Origin of the sequence: Streptomyces sp. NPDC058880 (assembly GCF_042742535.1) — a bacterium.
Taxonomy (GTDB): Bacteria; Actinomycetota; Actinomycetes; order Streptomycetales; family Streptomycetaceae; genus Streptomyces.
This window is the reverse complement of the sequence record NZ_JBHYMC010000034.1, coordinates 41,804-59,490: the sequence shown is the minus strand read 5'-3', so window position 1 is coordinate 59,490 and position 17,687 is coordinate 41,804. Positions and strand designations below refer to the sequence as shown.

The 17,687-nt window shown below is 66.7% G+C and carries 12 protein-coding genes and 2 pseudogenes; 9 read left to right on the top strand and 5 right to left on the bottom strand.

The window, feature by feature from the left end; genetic code table 11:
* Nucleotides 1-15 precede the first annotated feature (15 nt).
* Together ACFW2G_RS20125 and ACFW2G_RS20120 are read left to right on the top strand one after the other, a co-directional pair.
* Nucleotides 16-435 carry an OB-fold nucleic acid binding domain-containing protein gene (locus ACFW2G_RS20125; RefSeq protein ID WP_078557123.1) on the top strand — a complete coding sequence of 140 codons (420 nt, stop codon included), beginning with the start codon at nt 16-18 and terminating at the stop codon, nt 433-435.
* Nucleotides 436-441: 6 nt separating this feature from the next.
* On the top strand, nt 442-1,164 hold the full coding sequence (locus ACFW2G_RS20120; protein ID WP_037929618.1) for a DUF3159 domain-containing protein: 723 nt from the start codon (nt 442-444) through the stop codon (nt 1,162-1,164).
* A 78-nt stretch (nt 1,165-1,242) separates the two neighbouring features.
* On the opposite strand, the gene ACFW2G_RS20115 is transcribed toward ACFW2G_RS20120, so the two are convergent.
* The gene (locus ACFW2G_RS20115; protein ID WP_030650639.1) at nt 1,243-1,905 is read right to left on the bottom strand and encodes a TrkA family potassium uptake protein; all 663 of its coding nucleotides are present in this window, start codon (nt 1,903-1,905) and stop codon (nt 1,243-1,245) included.
* Nucleotides 1,902-2,570: a TrkA family potassium uptake protein gene (locus tag ACFW2G_RS20110; RefSeq protein WP_037929616.1), complete on the bottom strand. Its 669-nt coding sequence runs from the start codon at nt 2,568-2,570 to the stop codon at nt 1,902-1,904. Before ACFW2G_RS20110 ends, ACFW2G_RS20115 begins: the two co-directional genes overlap by 4 nt.
* 251 nt (nt 2,571-2,821) lie before the next feature.
* Here ACFW2G_RS20110 and ACFW2G_RS20105 point away from each other — a divergent pair, with 251 nt between their 5' ends.
* The 6 genes and pseudogenes from ACFW2G_RS20105 to ACFW2G_RS20080 all read left to right on the top strand — a co-directional run.
* Nucleotides 2,822-4,876: an APC family permease gene (locus tag ACFW2G_RS20105; protein ID WP_384452175.1), complete on the top strand. Its 2,055-nt coding sequence runs from the start codon at nt 2,822-2,824 to the stop codon at nt 4,874-4,876.
* 99 nt (nt 4,877-4,975) lie between these two features.
* Complete coding sequence (locus ACFW2G_RS20100; RefSeq protein ID WP_384581571.1) at nt 4,976-6,307, top strand: class I SAM-dependent RNA methyltransferase; 1,332 nt, start codon at nt 4,976-4,978, stop codon at nt 6,305-6,307.
* Nucleotides 6,308-7,268: 961 nt separating this feature from the next.
* The gene (locus ACFW2G_RS20095) at nt 7,269-9,224 is read left to right on the top strand and encodes an AAA family ATPase (RefSeq protein WP_384581573.1); all 1,956 of its coding nucleotides are present in this window, start codon (nt 7,269-7,271) and stop codon (nt 9,222-9,224) included.
* Nucleotides 9,221-11,152, top strand: coding sequence for a UvrD-helicase domain-containing protein (locus ACFW2G_RS20090; RefSeq protein ID WP_384581576.1), 1,932 nt, complete (start codon nt 9,221-9,223; stop codon nt 11,150-11,152). The genes ACFW2G_RS20095 and ACFW2G_RS20090 overlap by 4 nt, the downstream gene beginning before the upstream one ends.
* Nucleotides 11,153-11,467: 315 nt before the next feature.
* Nucleotides 11,468-11,659 (top strand): annotated as a pseudogene (locus tag ACFW2G_RS20085) (TerD family protein); the annotation flags it as partial.
* Nucleotides 11,660-11,867: 208 nt separating this feature from the next.
* Nucleotides 11,868-12,080, top strand: a pseudogene (locus tag ACFW2G_RS20080) (amino acid permease); the annotation flags it as partial.
* Nucleotides 12,081-12,385: 305 nt separating this feature from the next.
* Here the strand turns inward: ACFW2G_RS20080 and ACFW2G_RS20075 are convergent.
* From ACFW2G_RS20075 to ACFW2G_RS20065, 3 genes are all read right to left on the bottom strand, one after another.
* Nucleotides 12,386-13,612 carry a beta-ketoacyl-[acyl-carrier-protein] synthase family protein gene (locus tag ACFW2G_RS20075; protein ID WP_384581578.1) on the bottom strand — a complete coding sequence of 409 codons (1,227 nt, stop codon included), beginning with the start codon at nt 13,610-13,612 and terminating at the stop codon, nt 12,386-12,388.
* A 201-nt stretch (nt 13,613-13,813) separates the two neighbouring features.
* Nucleotides 13,814-14,104 carry an acyl carrier protein gene (locus ACFW2G_RS20070; RefSeq protein ID WP_384581580.1) on the bottom strand — a complete coding sequence of 97 codons (291 nt, stop codon included), beginning with the start codon at nt 14,102-14,104 and terminating at the stop codon, nt 13,814-13,816.
* A 54-nt stretch (nt 14,105-14,158) separates the two neighbouring features.
* The gene (locus ACFW2G_RS20065) at nt 14,159-15,151 is read right to left on the bottom strand and encodes a 3-oxoacyl-ACP synthase III family protein (protein ID WP_384581582.1); all 993 of its coding nucleotides are present in this window, start codon (nt 15,149-15,151) and stop codon (nt 14,159-14,161) included.
* 315 nt (nt 15,152-15,466) lie between these two features.
* Between ACFW2G_RS20065 and ACFW2G_RS20060 the strand changes: the two genes are divergently transcribed.
* Nucleotides 15,467-16,372, top strand: coding sequence for a diiron oxygenase (locus tag ACFW2G_RS20060; protein ID WP_384581584.1), 906 nt, complete (start codon nt 15,467-15,469; stop codon nt 16,370-16,372).
* Nucleotides 16,373-17,687: the final 1,315 nt, after the last annotated feature.

Below are 17,687 nucleotides of genomic sequence, written 5' to 3'. Positions count from 1 at the left end.
GGTAGGCTTTCCTGTATGAGTGCTGAACCGCGTCCCGGGAGTCCCGCGAAGCCGGCCAGGTCGGCGGGCCGGTTCCGCCGGATGATCGAGCGGCTGTCGACCTCGCAGGAGGAGCTGCATTCGGCGGAGCTGCAGGAGGACGCAGAAGCCGCGGGCTGTACACGGATCTGCGACTGCGACGACCGCCAGATAGTCAAGGTGACCGGCACCCTCCGCACGGTCACCCTGCGCCCCCGGGCCGGCGTCCCGGCCCTGGAGGCTGAGCTGTTCGACGGCTCCGGCGCGCTGGACGTGGTCTGGCTCGGGCGTCGCTCGATCGTGGGAATCGAGCCCGGCCGGCGCATGACCGCTTCCGGACGCATCTCGCTGAGCCACGGCCGTCGGGTGCTGTTCAACCCGAAGTACGAACTCCGACCGCTCGGACAGGAGCAGTAACCGGCGATGCCACTCGACAAACCGACCAACCCGGAGCCCGGCACCGAGCCGTCCGAGGACCAGAAGGCCGTGACACAGGCGGCCCTGTTCGACGCGTTCGGAGGTGTCCGGGGCACCATCGAGACGATGCTCCCCGGGCTGCTCTTCGTGATGATCTACACGGTCAACAAGGACGTGAAGATGTCCGCCATCGCGGCGGGCGCGGTCGCCGTCCTGCTGGTGATCGTGCGGCTGCTGCGCAAGGACACGGTCAAGCACGCCTTCAGCGGGGTGTTCGGCGTGGGCGTGGGCGTGGCCTTCGCCCTGTTCACGGGCAGCGCCAAGGGCTTCTACCTGCCGGGCATGATCTACGGCGTCTGCCTGGGCCTGGCCTTCACGGTCTCGGCGCTGGTGGGCTTCCCGCTGCTGGGCGTGATCCTCGGGCCGGTCTTCAAGGAGAACCTGTCCTGGCGCACCCGTAACCCGGGGCGCAAGAAGGCGTACACCAAGGCGAGCCTGGCGTGGGGGCTGATCTTCCTCGCCAAGTACGCGATCCTCTTCCCGCTGTACTGGTGGGGCGACGCGACACAGTTGGGCTGGGTGCTGATCGCGCTGAAACTCCCGCCGATGGTGCTCGCGGTGTACTTCACCTGGGTCTTCCTGGCGAAGGCGCCGCCGCCGATCGACGTGATCGCGGAGTGGGAGGCCAAGGAGGCCGCCGAGGCTGCGGCCGCCAGGCCGAAGGCCTGATCGGGCGGTACCCGAAGAGCGAGCGGGGGCGCACCCGGCCGGGCGCGCCCCCTTCGCCCGACGAGCGGACCCGCAGGGCTAGCGGCGGGCCTGGAGGAGGTCCTCCAGCTGCTCCTCGCGGGCCTGGGCGGCCACGAACAGGAGCTCGTCGCCCGGCTCCAGGGTCTCCTCGCCGTGCGGCGTCAGCACCCGGTTGCCCCGGATGATCGTGACCAGCGAGGTGTCCTCGGGCCAGCTGATCTCGCTGATCTGCGTACCCGCGACCGAGGAGTCGGCCGGAAGGGTCAGCTCGACCAGGTTGGCGTCGCCATGGCTGAAGCGCAGCAGCCGTACCAGGTCGCCGACGCTCACGGCCTCCTCGACCAGGGCCGACATCAGGCGCGGCGTGGAGACCGCGACGTCCACGCCCCAGGACTCGTTGAAGAGCCACTCGTTCTTCGGGTTGTTGACGCGGGCCACCACGCGCGGCACCCCGTACTCGGTCTTCGCGAGCAGCGAGACGACGAGGTTGACCTTGTCGTCCCCGGTCGCCGCGATGACCACGTTGCAGCGCTGCAGCGCCGCCTCGTCCAGCGAGGTGATCTCGCAGGCGTCGGCCAGCAGCCACTCGGCCTGCGGCACCCGCTCCACCGAGATGGCGGTCGGCGCCTTGTCGACCAGGAGCACCTCGTGGCCGTTCTCCAGCAGCTCGCCCGCGATGGAGCGGCCCACCGCTCCCGCCCCGGCGATCGCGACCCTCATGCGTGTGCCTCCTCAGGCCCCTCGGCGAAGACCGCCTCGACCTTGTCGATCTCGTCCGTGCGCATCATCACGTGGACGAGGTCGCCCTCCTGCAGCACCGTCTGGGAGGTCGGCAGCATGGCCTCGCCCAGCCGGGTGAGGAACGCGACACGCACGCCGGTCTCGTCCTGGATCTTGCTGACCTTGTGGCCGATCCAGGCGGGGGAGGTGTGCACCTCGGCGAGCTGGACGCCGCCGCTCGGGTCCCGCCACAGCGGCTCGGCGCCCGATGGCAGCAGCCGGCGCAGCATCTGGTCGGCGGTCCAGCGCACGGTGGCGACGGTGGGGATGCCCAGACGCTGATAGACCTCGGCGCGCTTGGGGTCGTAGATGCGCGCGGCGACGTTCTCGACGCCGAACATCTCCCGGGCCACCCGGGCGGCGATGATGTTGGAATTGTCACCACTGCTGACGGCCGCGAACGCGCCCGCGTCCTCGATTCCCGCCTCCCGCAGGGTGTCCTGGTCAAAGCCGACCCCGGTGACGCGGCGGCCGCCGAAACCGGCGCCGAGCCGGCGGAATGCGGTGGGGTCCTGGTCGACGACTGCGACCGTATGACCCTGCTGTTCCAGGGTTTGCGCGAGGGCGGAGCCCACTCTTCCGCAACCCATGATGACGATGTGCACGGCCGTCCTTCCGGCTGTCAGCGACTCGCTGGTTCCCAGCCTCATTGCATGCTCTGGTTAAACAGGGTCTCAGACCACGGCCCAAGCTACACACGGGTGGTCGCCGGTGTGACCCCTCGGGGCTTTCATGGACGTATCCGCAGCACGTTCGTGTCACGTTCGTGGTGCGCTCGGGGAGGAAAAGCAACGGGATGGCGGCATCAGGGGGTGGGGGTTCGTCAGTCTCATTTCGAACGCTTACGATCCTCTGCGTGTCCAAACTGACCGACGTGCCCAAACGGATCCTGATCGGCCGGGCGCTGCGCAGCGACCGCCTCGGGGAAACCCTCCTTCCCAAGCGGATCGCCCTTCCCGTCTTCGCGTCCGACCCTCTCTCCTCGGTGGCCTACGCACCGGGTGAGGTCCTGCTGGTCCTGTCGATCGCGGGCGTCTCGGCCTACCACTACAGCCCCTGGATCGCCCTCGCGGTCGTGGTGCTGATGTTCACGGTGGTGGCCTCCTACCGGCAGAACGTCCACGCCTACCCCAGCGGTGGCGGCGACTACGAGGTGGCCAACACCAACCTCGGGCCCCGGGCCGGCCTGACCGTCGCGAGCGCCCTGCTCGTCGACTACGTCCTGACCGTCGCCGTGTCGATCTCCTCCGGGGTCGAGAACCTCGGCTCCGCGGTGCATTTCGTCATCGAGCACAAGGTGCTCTCGGCGATCGTCATGATCCTTCTGCTCACGCTGATGAACCTGCGCGGCGTGAAGGAGTCCGGCAAGCTCTTCGCGATCCCGACCTACGTCTTCGTCGCCGCGGTCTTCGTCATGATCGGCTGGGGTGCCTGGAAGGGCATCGTCCTCGGCGAGACCATGTCGGCGCCGACGGCCGATTTCGAGATCGAACCAGAACAGAAGGGCCTGGCCGGCTTCGCCATGGTCTTCCTGCTGCTGCGCGCCTTCTCCTCGGGCTGTGCGGCGCTGACCGGCGTCGAGGCGATCAGCAACGGTGTCCCCGCCTTCCGCAAGCCCAAGAGCAAGAACGCCGCGACCACGCTCGCCCTCATGGGCGGCCTGGCGGTCACCATGTTCTGCGGCATCATCGGCCTGGCCATGGCCACCAACGTGCGGATGGCCGAGAACCCGGCCGTGGACCTGCTGCACGACGGCGTCCCGGTCGGCCCCGACTACGTCCAGGACCCGGTGATCTCCCAGGTCGGCGAGGCCGTCTTCGGCAACGGCAGCATCCTCTTCGTCCTGCTGGCCACCGCCACCGCGCTGGTGCTGTTCCTGGCCGCGAACACCGCGTACAACGGCTTCCCGCTGCTCGGCTCGATCCTCGCGCAGGACCGCTACCTGCCGCGCCAGCTGCACACCCGCGGCGACCGGCTCGCCTTCTCCAACGGCATCGTGCTCCTCGCCGGCGCCGCCATCCTGCTCGTCTGGATCTACGACGCGGACTCGACGAAGCTGATCCAGCTCTACATCGTCGGCGTCTTCGTGTCCTTCACGCTGAGCCAGATCGGCATGGTCCGGCACTGGAACCGGCACCTGAGGACGGAACGCGACGTGGCCGCCCGCCGGCGCATGCACCGCTCCCGGGCGATCAACACCTTCGGCGCCTTCTTCACGGGCATGGTTCTGGTCGTCGTCCTGGCCACCAAGTTCACCCATGGCGCCTGGGTCGCCCTGCTCGGCATGGTGATCTTCTACGGCACGATGACGGCGATCCGGAAGCACTACGACCGGGTCTCCGCCGAGATCGCCGCCGCCGAGGGCCCCAGCGACGACAGCGTGCGCCCCTCCCGGGTCCACTCCATCGTCCTGGTCTCCAAGGTGCACAAGCCCACGCTGCGCGCCCTGGCCTTCGCCAAGCTCACCCGCTCGGACACCCTGGAAGCACTCAGCATCAGCGTCGACCAGGCCGAGACCAAGGCCCTGCGCGAGGAGTGGGACCGGCGCAGGATCAACGTCCCGCTCAAGATCCTCGACTCGCCGTACCGCGAGATCACCCGCCCGGTCGTCGAGTACGTCAAGGGCCTGCGCAGCGAGAACCCGCGCGACGCGGTCAGCGTGTACATCCCCGAGTACGTCGTCGGCCGCTGGTGGGAGCACCTGCTGCACAACCAGAGCGCGCTGCGCCTCAAGGGCAGGCTGCTCTTCACCCCCGGTGTGATGGTCACCTCGGTGCCGTACCAGCTCGAATCCTCGGAGCTCGCGAAGCGGAGGGCCAAGAAGCGGCAGGACTGGAACGCGCCGGGCTCGGTGCGCCGCGGTCCCGTGGACACCCCGCGACCGCCGAAGGCGCCGACCGGCAAGGGCTGAGCAGGTTGGTGAACGGCCGGACGAGATCCACGTAAACTGGTGGGTCGGTCGTCCGGCCGTTTCACTTTTGGTCTTTCTTAGCCTTGGAGCCTCCCCGCCATGACGGAGCAGAACGAGAAGCAGTCACTGGTCGGGGAGGAGTACGAGGTCGAGGTCGGACCCGTGGCGCACGGCGGGCACTGCATCGCCCGGACCGCGGAGGGCCGCGTCCTGTTCGTCCGCCACACCCTCCCCGGTGAGAAGGTCGTCGCGAAGGTCACCGAGGGCGACGTCGACTCCCGCTTCCTGCGCGCCGACGCGATCACCGTGCTCGAAGCCTCCAAGGACCGGGTCGAGGCCCCCTGCCCCTACGCGGGCCCCGGCAGGTGCGGCGGCTGCGACTGGCAGCACGCCAAGCCGGGCGCACAGCGCCGGCTCAAGGGCGAGGTCGTCGCCGAACAGCTGAAGCGGCTTGCCGGGCTGACCGCGGAGGAGGCCGGTTGGGACGGCACCGTGATGCCCGCCGAGGGCGACAAGCTGCCGGCCGGGCAGGTGCCGCAGTGGCGCACGCGCGTGCAGTACGCCGTTGACGCCGACGGCACCGTCGGGCTGCGCAAGCACCGCTCGCACGAGATCGAGCCGATCGACCACTGCATGATCGCTGCGCCCGGCGTCAGCGAGCTCGGCATCGAGAAGCAGGACTGGCCCCAGATGGCCACGGTCGAGGCGATCGCCGCATCCGGCTCGGGCGACCGCCAGGTCGTCCTCACCCCTCGCCCCGGTGGTCGCCTCCCGCTCGTCGAACTCGACAAGCCGGTCTCCGTCCTCCGCGTCGAGGAGAAGGACGGCGGCGTCCACCGCGTCCACGGCCGCCCCTTCGTACGGGAGCGCGCGGACGGCCGTACGTACCGCGTCGGCATGGGCGGCTTCTGGCAGGTCCACCCGCAGGCCGCGGACACCCTGATCAAGGCCGTCATGCAGGGCCTGATGCCGCGCAAGGGCGAGATGGCCCTCGACCTGTACTGCGGCGTCGGCATCTTCGCGGGCGCGCTCGCCGAACGCCTCGGCGAAACGGGCGCGGTGCTCGGCATCGAGTCGACGAAGCGCGCGGTGGAGGACGCCCGGCACAACCTTGCGGACTTCCCCCGGGTCCGCATCGAACAGGGCAAGGTCGAGACGGTCCTCCCGAAGACCGGCATCACGGAATGCGACCTGGTCGTCCTGGACCCGCCGCGCGCGGGCGCGGGCAAGCAGACGGTCCGCCACGTGGCCGGCCTCTCGGCCCGCCGCATCGCCTACGTCGCCTGCGACCCGGCGGCCCTGGCCCGCGACCTGGGCTACTTCAGGGAATACGGCTACAAACCCCGCACCCTCCGCGTCTTCGACCTCTTTCCGATGACCCACCACGTCGAGTGTGTCGCGATCCTTGAACCCGCCGAAAAGGGCCTCTGACCTGCCGTTTCTTCGAGTGTGCATTATGGGCGTTACGTGCGTTAGGTGCGATATCTTGACGCATATTCGACGCACGTGACGCACGTTTGACGCACGAATGACGCGGTTCCTGATGGGGCGTCATGCGTCATCGGCGACTGTTGGGTGGAGCCCTCGCCCGTGTGGCGGTAGGTACCTTGAAGTGGCTCGAGTACCGATTGCCGAACTGTTGGCTCCCCCACCCCCATCTGCCTCTCGGTAGTGACGTTCCGTGACGCTACGTTGGGTCTCCGGTGCGTGTTCCGTCAGAGGCCGTAGGGACTCCAGTGCCCGAGGAAAGGCCTGAGATCGTCGGCTCGTGATTCGGGGATGTCGGGCAGCCGGGGCGGGGCCCTCCACGCGTGCTGCCGCCCAGTCGATCCATGCTTCGGCTTCGCTCCTGGCCTGATTCGCGGGCGTGGCCTCGACCCGGGTGCGTATGGCGCTCACGTACTCCGTCAGTTTGATGGCGTGGCGCCATGCCGCTTCCTGCGCCTCGAAGTGCCTGACGCGGCACGCCTCGGCGTACTGGACGCGTGCTTCTTCCCTGGCGGCTTCCCAGCGGCCGTACTTCTGACGCGCTGCTTCGATCTCGTCGAGCCGTCTGCGTTGAGCGGCTTCGCCGCGAAGCGTGACCTCCTGCGCGATCTCGGCGGCGAGCTGGTCTTCGAGGGGGCGTCCGGGGCCGTCGGCCCATTCGCTTGCCCGGTGCGGCTGGCCGCCGCTGGGGACGAAGCGGAGGCGTTCGTCAGGCCGGCCAGCTTAGGCAGCCGTCGGGGCCTGCATTAAGCGGGTGGGACAAGAGCGTTGCCAGCCCCGCGCCTGAGCCGATTCGTCGCCGAACCAGCCGTGTGCCGGGTACAGATCCTTTGCTGCCCACAGAGCATGGTGATCCTCCTCCTGAGCAACCAGGACGGGCATATGATCCGTGGGTAATCCGCTTATGAGTGGGGCACTTGAAGCGGTTGTCTTCGCCTGCGCCTGCTCGGGCGTAGGCCCCTTTGGCAGGGGGGCCATGTACCTAGCGCGACTGCGTGCCGAGAACTTCAGAATCTTTGGCGCTGCGGCACAAGAGGACAACGGTTCGGGGGAGTCGCTGGACGTGTCGTTCAGCCCAGGCACGAACGTCCTGGTGGGCGAGAACGACAGCGGGAAGACTGCGATCGTCGACGCGATTCGCCTGTGCTTGCAGACCGCAGCAGCGGACTTCTACCGGATATCGAGGGACGACTTCCACGTTGGTGACCGTGGCAGGGCGGACACCTTCTCGATCTCCTGTCGGTTCGAGGACCTTTCCACGGAGGAGCAGGCCACCTTCCTGGAGATGCTCACTAACGACGGTCGCGGCAACGCTGTCCTGGTCATCACCTTCAAGGCGCAGCTCATGGACCCGCTCAAGAATCGCGTGTCCTGGAGCACGCGTACCGGCGAGGGCGGAAAGGGGCCCGCCCTGGATGGGGCGGCGCGCGAGTTCCTCAAAGCCACCTACCTCCGCCCGCTACGAGACGCCGAAGCCGAACTCCGCTCAGGACGGGGGTCCCGGCTGTCACAGATCCTTGCCAGCTACCCAGCAATGATGGACCAGGGCAACGATGACTTCGACGCGGAGGACGACTCGGCTTCCACCCTCGTAGGCATCCTCAGTCGCGCCGAACACCACATCGGTCGGAACCCAGCCGTTACCGCGGCCCGAGACGACATCAACACGGCGTACCTGCAGAAGTTTGCGATCGGCGGGGACGTGCTCCGAGGGAAGATCGGGGTCGCGGGCGACGCGTCGCTGGCCCGGGCCCTGGAGCGGCTGGAGCTGACCTTGTTCTCGGCGTCCGATGAATGGACCCGTCGAGGGCTGGGCTACAACAACGCGTTGTTCATGGCTGCAGAGCTCTTGCTTCTCGGGAAAGGCGATATCGCGCCGCTGCTGCTCATTGAAGAGCCAGAGGCGCATCTTCATCCACAGCTTCAGGCCCGGATCATGGACCTACTGCGTGAACGATCAGAAGAGGCCGAGGAAGCCGCAGCGGCCCCCGTTCAGGTCATCCTGACCACCCACAGTCCCAACCTGGCCTCAGCCATGCCGGTCGGGTCCCTCACCATGGTGGCCCGGGGACGTACGTTCAGCCTGGCACCTAAGCACACCAAGCTCGACGACGGTGACTACGCCTTTCTCTCTCGCTTCCTGGACGTGACCAAGGCCAACCTGTTCTTCGCCCGCGGCGTCGCAGTCGTGGAGGGCGATGCCGAAGCGATCTTCCTCCCCGCTCTCGCCAAGGCCATGGGTCGATCCTTCAACGAACGCGGCATCAGCGTTGTGAACGTCGGGCACGTCGGACTATTCCGCTACAGCAGGATCTTCCAGCGCGACGGCGAGCAGGTGCCCATCCCTGTGGCCTGTATCAGGGACCGGGACCTCGTGCCGAAGGACACCCCGGCCGAGATGAGGGGCAAACTGCGTTGTTCGGCGGAGATGACGCCGGCTGAGATCGCCGAGCACGTTGCGGGCCTCAAAAGTGAGGACAGCGGCCCGGTATCGACCTTCGTTTCGGACTTCTGGACCCTTGAGTATGACCTGGCGGCGGCTTCCTGGCCCATGGCTACCTTGATGCATCAAGCGGTCCGCGCCGCCCGTTCGTCCGAGAGCTCGTGGCCGGGCGCGGAGAAGCTCAAGAAACTGACTGACGCTGCGCGACAGGAGGTGGAGACGTGGAAGGCAAACGACGTCCCACTGGAAACTGTCGCTCTCCTCATCTACGAGCCCTTGAAGGCGGGCAACGCCAGCAAGACGATTACAGCGCAGCACGCGGCTGACCTCCTTGAGGTCACGGACCTTACGGAAGACATCCTTCCGCCCTACCTGGTCGCCGCGTTCGACCACATCTGCGGCGAGGTGGAGCGGTGAAGCCCGCGTATCTGCCCGATGCCCTTGCGAAAGACAAGGTTGAGGTCCTCGCCCAGAGCCTCGCCCTCGGCCTGCCGCATGCCGAGCAGTGGGACTTCGTACAGAGCGAGCTCTCCCAGGACCTCCAAGCGGCACCTGGTTCCGGCAAAACCACGCTGATCGGACTCAAGCTGGCCCTGCTCGCAGGCGCATGGACCTCGCGGACCCGGGGCATCTGCGTCCTCTCGCACACAAACACGGCGAAGGACGAGATTATCAACCGTCTTACAGCGGTTCCCGACGGACCACGGTTCCTCAATTACCCGCACTTCATCGGGACGATTCAGTCCTTCGCCAACACCTTCCTCGCCCTGCCGGCCATCCGCGCCCTGGGCTACGAAGTACAGGCTGTGGACGATCACGTCTACGAAGCCGCAGCCCTGCGTCTGCTGGAGCGTCGAGACTTCTCCACCCTCCGCAGCTTCCTGAGCCGTCGCCGCGACGGGCTCGACACAGTCGCCCAGGCCGTCTTTGTCTGCGAGGCCGGAGAGCTGAAGGTGACCGGCCCCCGCGGCAGCACGCCGGCCGATCCTGACACGACAGCCAGCGGTCGGCAGTACGACCGTCTGAAGCGACAGCTGGCCAAGGAAGGAGTATTTCGCTACGACGACATGTACGCGATCGCGGAGTGGTACCTGATACGGAACCCCGCCATCGCAGCTGCGGTATCGCAGCGCTTCCCATTCGTGCTGCTCGACGAGATGCAGGACACCAGCGACGTGCAGCAGCACTTGCTGGACCTCGTCTTCTCCTCAGGTGCAGTCGTCCAGCGCGTGGGGGACGTGAACCAGGGGATCTACACAGACGGGATGCCGGCTTCGCCGAGGGCATCTGCGTTTCCCGCCCCGTTGGCGGCCGAGCTGCCCGTCAGTCAGAGATTCGGACCTAAGATTGCGGACATGGCGAGCGCTCTCACCATCCGCCGCCAGCAACGAATCAGCGGTGCTGGCCCGGACACCCAGATCGGCCTTCTCCTCTTCGATGATCATTCCGTCCCTGAGGTCGTGCCGGCATTCGAACGCCTGGCACACGAGCTCGTCCCGCGGGAAGTGTTGGTCCGAAACCCGCCCCGAATACTTGGAGCACGGCTGACCAAGGGGACATCAGCCACGTATCCGCAATCGCTCACCTGCTACCTCCCCGATCATGCTCCAGCAGGACGTGTCCCTGCACAGAGGGAGCTGATCAGTACCGTTCGCGCTGCTGGGGCACGATGGGCGGTTAGTGGCAGTGAGTACGAAGCCGTGGCTGAACTCTGGGAAGGCATACGCACGACCATGAGGCCGGCCCTAACCACAACCCTGCCACCACTAAGTCGACTTGAACGCTCCATGACCAAGGGTGGCGGGCAACTTCGGCTTATCCTCCGCGATCTACTCACGGGCGCCAGCGACACCGATGAAGCGACCTGGAACAGAGCGACTGCACGCCTCCTCGCACTCGTTCCCGATCTCACCCAAGAGCCGCTGCGAGATGCTTCCGCGCTGGCAGAGAGTCTTGGGTTCGCCCCACGCCTGGACAGCGCGGCTGTCGACATCGCAGTCGACCATGATGATCAAGACCTATCAGAACAGGTGCCTTCAGTCGCCGGGTCCATCCAGAGCGCCAAGGGGGAGACCCATGCAGCAACGCTGATCCTTGAGTGCCTGGACAGGCGAGGCCGCAAGCACGACATCCATGAGACGCTCAAACTCCTGGCCGGAGGTGACATCCAGCGTGCCCAGAAAACCGTGCAGCACGCTGCACAGCTCATCTTCGTCGGGGCCACCCGCCCCACGCACCTGCTCGTGATGGCCACCCATCGAAAGCACGCTGCGCCCTACACGGAAGAACTCGTCGCCCGAGGCTGGGGCGTCCACCAAGTTAGAGATCAATTCAAGGACGCCTGAACCGCAAACTCCACGATGCAGCTCCGCGGGCCTCCTTCAGCAGCATCAACCGGCAGCTAGTGTCACGATCACGACCGCAAGTGAGCGCGTTGTCGTGGTCGGGGCTGGAGAAGCAGGGCCTACCACGGCCGTCGTCATTGCCGAGGCCGGAGTCTCAGCGCACGTGATGGCCGAGCAGGCTCGTGACGTCACCTCACGGGCGGCAGCGGCTATGTGGGAGCCGTATCTGGTCGAACCGAAGCACAAGGTCGACCAGTAGGTGCAACGGTTCTTTGAGGTCTTCCGGCAGATGGGCGGGAGGACTTGTATACGGGCGCCTTCATCCGCGTCGTCAACCAGGCCGACGGCGCCGAACTCGCCCGCTACGACCTCTCCGAGGACGCCGCCACCGAGACCGCGATGATCTTCGGCGAGCTCTACCGCAGCGGCGCCGAATGGAAGTTCCGCGCAGTCGGCCAGGGCTACGCCTCCGGCCTGTCCGGGATCGTCGCCGACTTCGGCGTCTGACCGGACGGGTGAGACCGGGCGGGCCGGGAGTCCGGTCCGGCCCGGCGTGGGCCTTGTCATCCGTATCGGTGGCCTGCCTGGCCCCGCCGCGAGCGGGACCGGATCCTCGTCTCGTCAGCTCGTCCCTATACGGTGCGCCGGTACGTCTGCCGGAGTGTGGCTGGGGAGCGAGTGATGGTGTGCGTCGGAGCCTGCAGGCACGGACGGGCTGAAGCGGCACCTGGGTGTGTTCGGCGCTGTGGTGATCGGCCTGGGGTCGATGATCGAGGCGGGGGTTTTCGCGGCCCTGGCTCCGGCGGCCGGTGCGGCCGGGTCGGGGCTGCTGCTCGGCCTGGCGCTGGCAGCGGTGGTGGCGTACTGCAACGCGATGTCCTCAGCGCGCCTGGCCGCCCGCTACCCCGCCTCCGGCGGTAAGTACGTCTAAGGTGTGGTCCGTCGCTACGGCCGCATATCCGTGCTCCTCAGTGCGCCTGCCCACGTCACCGCAGCCCTGTCTTAGGCATATTGAGGTGGCTGGAGCACTGGCTGCTGGGCTGTTGGCTGCCCCCGGCTCCACCCGCTTCTCGGTAGTGACATTCCGTGAGGCTAGGTGGGGGTCCGGCCCATGTGAGCCAGAGGCCGTACGGGCTCCAGTGCCCGAGAAAGGGCCTGAGATCGTCGGCTCGTGGTTCGGGGATGTCGGGCAGCCGGGGCGGTGTGTTCAGCGGGTCGATGGAGGCGCCGCGACTATGGAGTTGTGAGAAGCAGCGCCGAGTTGCGGCCGCCGAATCCGAACGAGCAGGTGATCGCGGTGTTCATGGTGACGGGGCGAGGGGCGCCGGTGACGATGTCAAGTTTGCGGCCCCCGTCCTGGGCTTCGAAGTTTGCGGTAGGCGGTACCTGCTGGTGTTGGAGGGCCAAGACGGTGTAGGCCGCCTCGATGGCTCCGGCGGCGCCGATGGCATGGCCGATGACGCTCTTGGGAGCGGTGACCGGGGGCAGGTGCGGGCCGAAGACGTCGGTAAGGGCGATTGCTTCCGTGGCGTCGTTGTGTCGGGTGGAAGTGCCATGCGCGTTGATGTGCCCGATGTCGCGAGGGCTGCAGCCACTGTCTTCCAGCGCGATGCGCAGGGCTCGGGTGGCACCGTCCCCGGTGGGGTGCGGTGCGATGGGGTGGTGGGCGTCCGTGGTGGTTCCACAGCCACGCAGGAGCGCCTTGACGGGTGCGGATCGAGCCTTGGCCGTGGCGTGGCGTTCCAGAACCAGGACGGCAGCGCCTTCTCCGAGGACAAGTCCGTCGCGTTCGGCATCGAAGGGGCGGCAGGCCAGGTGGGGCTGGTCGCGGCGCCGGGAGATGGCCCCCATCTGGGCGAAGCAGGCGACGGTCATGGGTGCGAGGGGGGATTCGCTGCCTCCGGCAAGGACGATGTCGCAGGCGCCCGAGCGCAGGAGGTCGCGGGCGGTGCTCAGAGCGACTGCGCCGGAGGCGCAGGCGGCAGCGGTGGCGAAGGACGGCCCTTTGGCGCCGAGGTCGAGGGCGACCTCGCCTGATGCCGTGTCCGGCAGGCTGCGGGGCAGGGCAAGCGGTGATACCCGGGAGGGATGGCCGTCGAGGAGCTGGGAGAACTCGCTGTTGTAGTTCTGCATGCTGTTGGAGGCGGTTCCGAGGACGACACCGACGCGTTCGCCGTTCCAAGTCTGTGGGTCCAGGTGGCTGTCCATGACCGCCGCGCGGGCGGCGATCAGTGCGAAGTGGCCGAAGCGATCCAGTCGCCGGGCACGGGAACGGCCGAACAGTGCGGCGGCGTCGAAGGGTGGGACCTGGCAGGAGAAGTCGCAGGGCAAGCCGGACAGTTGCGGGTCGTGGGCGGCGAGTGATCGCCCCTGGCATAGCGCGGTCCAGTTGTCCTGGGCGGTGAGTCCGGCCGGCGTGACGAGCCCGATGCCGGTCACCGCGATTGCATCAGTGTGCATGCGCGGCGGCTTGACGAGCGGGGACGAATGGCCGGTCGAAGAGGATGCCTTTTGTCTTGTCGCGACATCGACCGGTATTTCGGCGGAGGCGGTCGCGGATCGTGTTGCCGCCCGATCCGGAGTTGTCCATTGTGCTGCGCTTGTGGGCCAGGGGCGTCCGAGGCTTCGTGCTTGGCGCGGCGGGACTTGTCGCGGTGACTCTCATGCCATCGCTCCTTCGGCCGTAGACGGAGCCGGGGAGGCGTAGGTGTGGTGGTCGAGGACGGATGCGACCTCGCCGAGGGTCAGGTCCGAGCGGAGGTCTACGCCGAGTTCGGAGATCGTCACGCCCAACCTTTGATGGACTACCACAAGCATTTCCATCAGGCCCAAGGAGTCCAGCCCGAGGCTTTCGAAGGTGACGTTCGGAGTCAGCATGCTGGTATCTGCATTGTCGAAGTGCGTTGTCAGGAGGTCGCAGATCGCCTCGAAACCGTTCGCATACGGCGCCATGGTGAGGTTCTTTCAAGTGGGGCAGGGGGCAAGGAGCAGGGGGCGGTGATGGGGTCACAGACGGAGAGCGAGAGCACCGAGGCTGACCCCGCTCGCCATGCCTAGGAGCACCACCGTCTCACCGGGATGCGCGCGGCCTGCTTCGATGTCCAGGGCGAGCTGCAGGGGGAGTGTGGCGGCTGCGGTGTTGCCGTGGGTTCGAATCGTGGTGAGCACCAGGGAGGAGGGGATATCGAGCGATTCCAGGATCCGGTTGGTCCAGCGCTGCGTCGGCAAATGCATGCAGAAGCGGGCGGCATCGTCGAATGACATCCCGAGAGTCCGCTCCAGGACCGTTCGGTCGATGGCCAGGGAGCGGCCAGCTCGCATCATGGCCTCTAGGCTGTTGGTCCATTCCCATTCCGGAGCGGAGGGGATAGGGATGACGGTGGCGTCCCAAGCCTTGGACTGGGCGAAGAAGTGGGAGCCGAGGATGCCTGGTTCGGGGGCGGCTTCGATCCACATGGCGGCCCCGGCGTCGGACATGGTGTAGCTGACCATGGCGTGCGCGAACTCTCTGGGTTTGTTGATGCACATGCGTCTGGTCTGCCGCCACGTTTCCCCGCAGCACACCAGGATGCGGTCGTAGGCACCTCCCCGGATCAGTGAATCGGCGATTTCGAGGGCGTTGAGGAAGCTGTTGCAGGCGTTCTTCACGTCGAATACTGGACACTGTGCACCGAGTTTGGACGCTACGATGTGCGCGGTGGCGGGCTCCAGAACATCCGAAGAGGTGGCGGCGAAGATGAGGAGATCTGCGTCCTGAATACTCCGCCCGGTATCGGCGAGAAGCTTCTGTGTGGCGGCGGCCGCTAGGTCTGACGGACATTCATCTGGCGGACTGATGTAACGGTGTTCTACGCCGGTTACGCTCTCGATAGACCCGGCAGGGACAGTGAAGTCCGGGCTGTTGCGGGCGATGTCCTCCTCGAGGGCGGATGTCGAGATCCGGTTCTCGGGGAGGTATGCGGAAACTCCAGCCATACGGCTGAATCGGGGCGCGTTCACACTGGAAACGTATCGGGCGACAACGCATTCCGGTGGTCTCGCGTAGTTCTCGGGTCGTGCGTTCCAGGTCGGTCCACCCGAATGGTCCTGGTCATGCCCGCGGACGGGGCAGGCAGAGGCCGAGGGTCGAAATTTGAACGGCAGCGATCGGGGCGACCGGACCCGGCCAGATACACCGGGCCCTTGCATGCTCTGCTGACCTGGGCGGGTGAATCAAGTCGTCCAGGGTTGTGTTGGCCGGCGGCATCGTGAGTGTCCGTACCAAAGTGCTCACGGACACCGTCTCCAGCAGCGTGTCAATAAGGGAGGCAGGCCATGGATACCCGCCCGGCAGCGGCACCGGCTGAAGGCACGTCGCGCGAGGTCGCCCAGCGGCTACTGCAGGCATCCCCTGCACCGCTCGACTTCCAGACTTCCGTTGCCTGGGACACACCTGCCCCGGATGATGCCTGGTACTGCGTGCCCGAGCGCCTGCCACTCTTTGGAACGCCGTTGTGGCAACGCATGGACGACCAGCAGCGCCGGGAGATGTCCCGCCGCGAACTCGCCAGCATGATGGGCCTGGCTCTGTGGTCGGAGCTCCTTCTGATGGAGACCTTCGCCCGGCTTCTCACCCGACGCGACCCCAGGGATCCCCGCACCCAGTACGCACTGACCGAAATTTCCGAAGAAGCTCGGCACTCCGCCATGTTCAGCCAGCTCCTGGACCGCCTCGACTGCCCCGACTACCGTCCCCCGGCAGCACTCCACCGTGCAGCGGCATGCTTCCTCCCCTCCCGCGACGACCTCAGGTTCGCCACACCGCTGATCTTCGAGGAAGTCCTCGACCGCTTCCAGCGTGAGGCGGCCCGCGACGAGCGGGTCCACCCCCTAGTCCGCCAGGTGTGCCGGATCCACGTCGCCGATGAAGCCCGGCACATCAGCTTCGCACGTTCCGCCATGCGGGACTCTGTCAGACGCACGCCGCCCGCCCGCCTGGCCGTACAGCGGCAGCGCATGGGAGTGCGCACCCTGGCAGCCACCAAGCTTTTGGTCAACTCTCGCGTCTTTCGCGACATGGGCCTGGATCCACGCGTTGCCCGCAGCCAGGTACGCGCCAACGCACATTTCCGAGGAACGCTGCTGTGGAGCGGAGCCAAAGTCGTTCCGTTCCTGACAGGTATCGGCATGATCACATCGGCCGAGAGGTTCTGGTGGAGGCGCGCCGGCCTTCTCCAATAGGCCAAGTACCCCCCTGGGCAGCCCACGCTTCAAGAAGCTCACGGGAAGGAACTCGTTGGTCGGCCTCGGGCCACCGCGATGCCCGGCGCGAGTCTGACCTGACGCACAGCTCACCCCGTCGAACGAAGCCGGGCCGGCACGTGGACACGCCAGGAGGCGCGCAGTAGGAATCGGGAACCAGGGTCGACTGGCCCACCAGATTGCACTGGCACCCGAGAGAGCCAAACGTGTAATGGGCGGGCAGGGAAGCCGACCAACACGCCGGACGCTGCCGGCTCTGCCTCAACCTCGGCCCCGGCAGCAGGTACATCATCCTCGGCGCCATTGATGCCCAAGCAGTCTGCCGGGCTGTTTACTTCGACGACCACACCCAGCGATACCCCCACACGGACGACTACCGTACCTACGTGGCATGCGGACAGCCCATCCGCATTATCCGAGCGCACCTCGCCCCCGGCGAAGGCTGCGTAGTCCCGACCGAATACCTGCTGCACGACGGCTCCACCGAAGGCCAAGATCAGCCTTCAGTCGCAGCGTTCTGGCTCGGCCACTGGCCTCGCGGCGTTCCTACCGCCGCTGCCCTGATCCAGACACAGCAGGCGCATGCGTGATGCGAAGCCGGTGACGTCTCCCAAGGGCCGCAGGGTCGGTGCCCTCGTCCACGAAGAGTTCGCACGCCCAGGCGTTGACTGGAGTTCAGTGCACTTTCGGACGGCTGCCGGCGCCTTGCCTTACGCGGGAGCGTGCATGGAGTGCTCCATCCGGCCCTGTTCACCCGGTGACAGGTCAACTATGTGCTTCCAATGTTATTAGACACATCGGAAGTCAGAAGGAGTACCTCATGCGTAGCCTTCCATGTTCGCCTGTGCTTCGCCGTACACCCCTTCGGGTCGTGACGGCGGGCGCTCTGGCCCTGTGCGGCCTGTCTCTGTTGGCGGGATCTGCAGCGGCGTTGCCGACCTCAGAGGTCGCGGTTGCTCCTACGGCGGCTCCAATCTGTGGTGGCAGTATCGCTGACTGGCGTACCGTTGCGGTCGGCGAGTACACGACAACCCGGGGTTCCGCAGTGGTCGCGGGCTTGGCCCTTTATGACGTCGCGATCACCGTGACGCTTGTAGGCGACAGAGCGAGCACAGCGGCTGTCTCGCCTAGCTACGGGTTCGTCGGCTTCAACAGCGTGGGCACACAGGTGGTCGTCAACAGCTCTGACGGGACCCTGAGCTGGTCGAACGGAGTGGCGGACTATGAGATGAAGGGAGAGTGCGATGCTGGCAGCACCCGGGTCGATTCGGCGTATTTGAGAGCCTCGAATGCC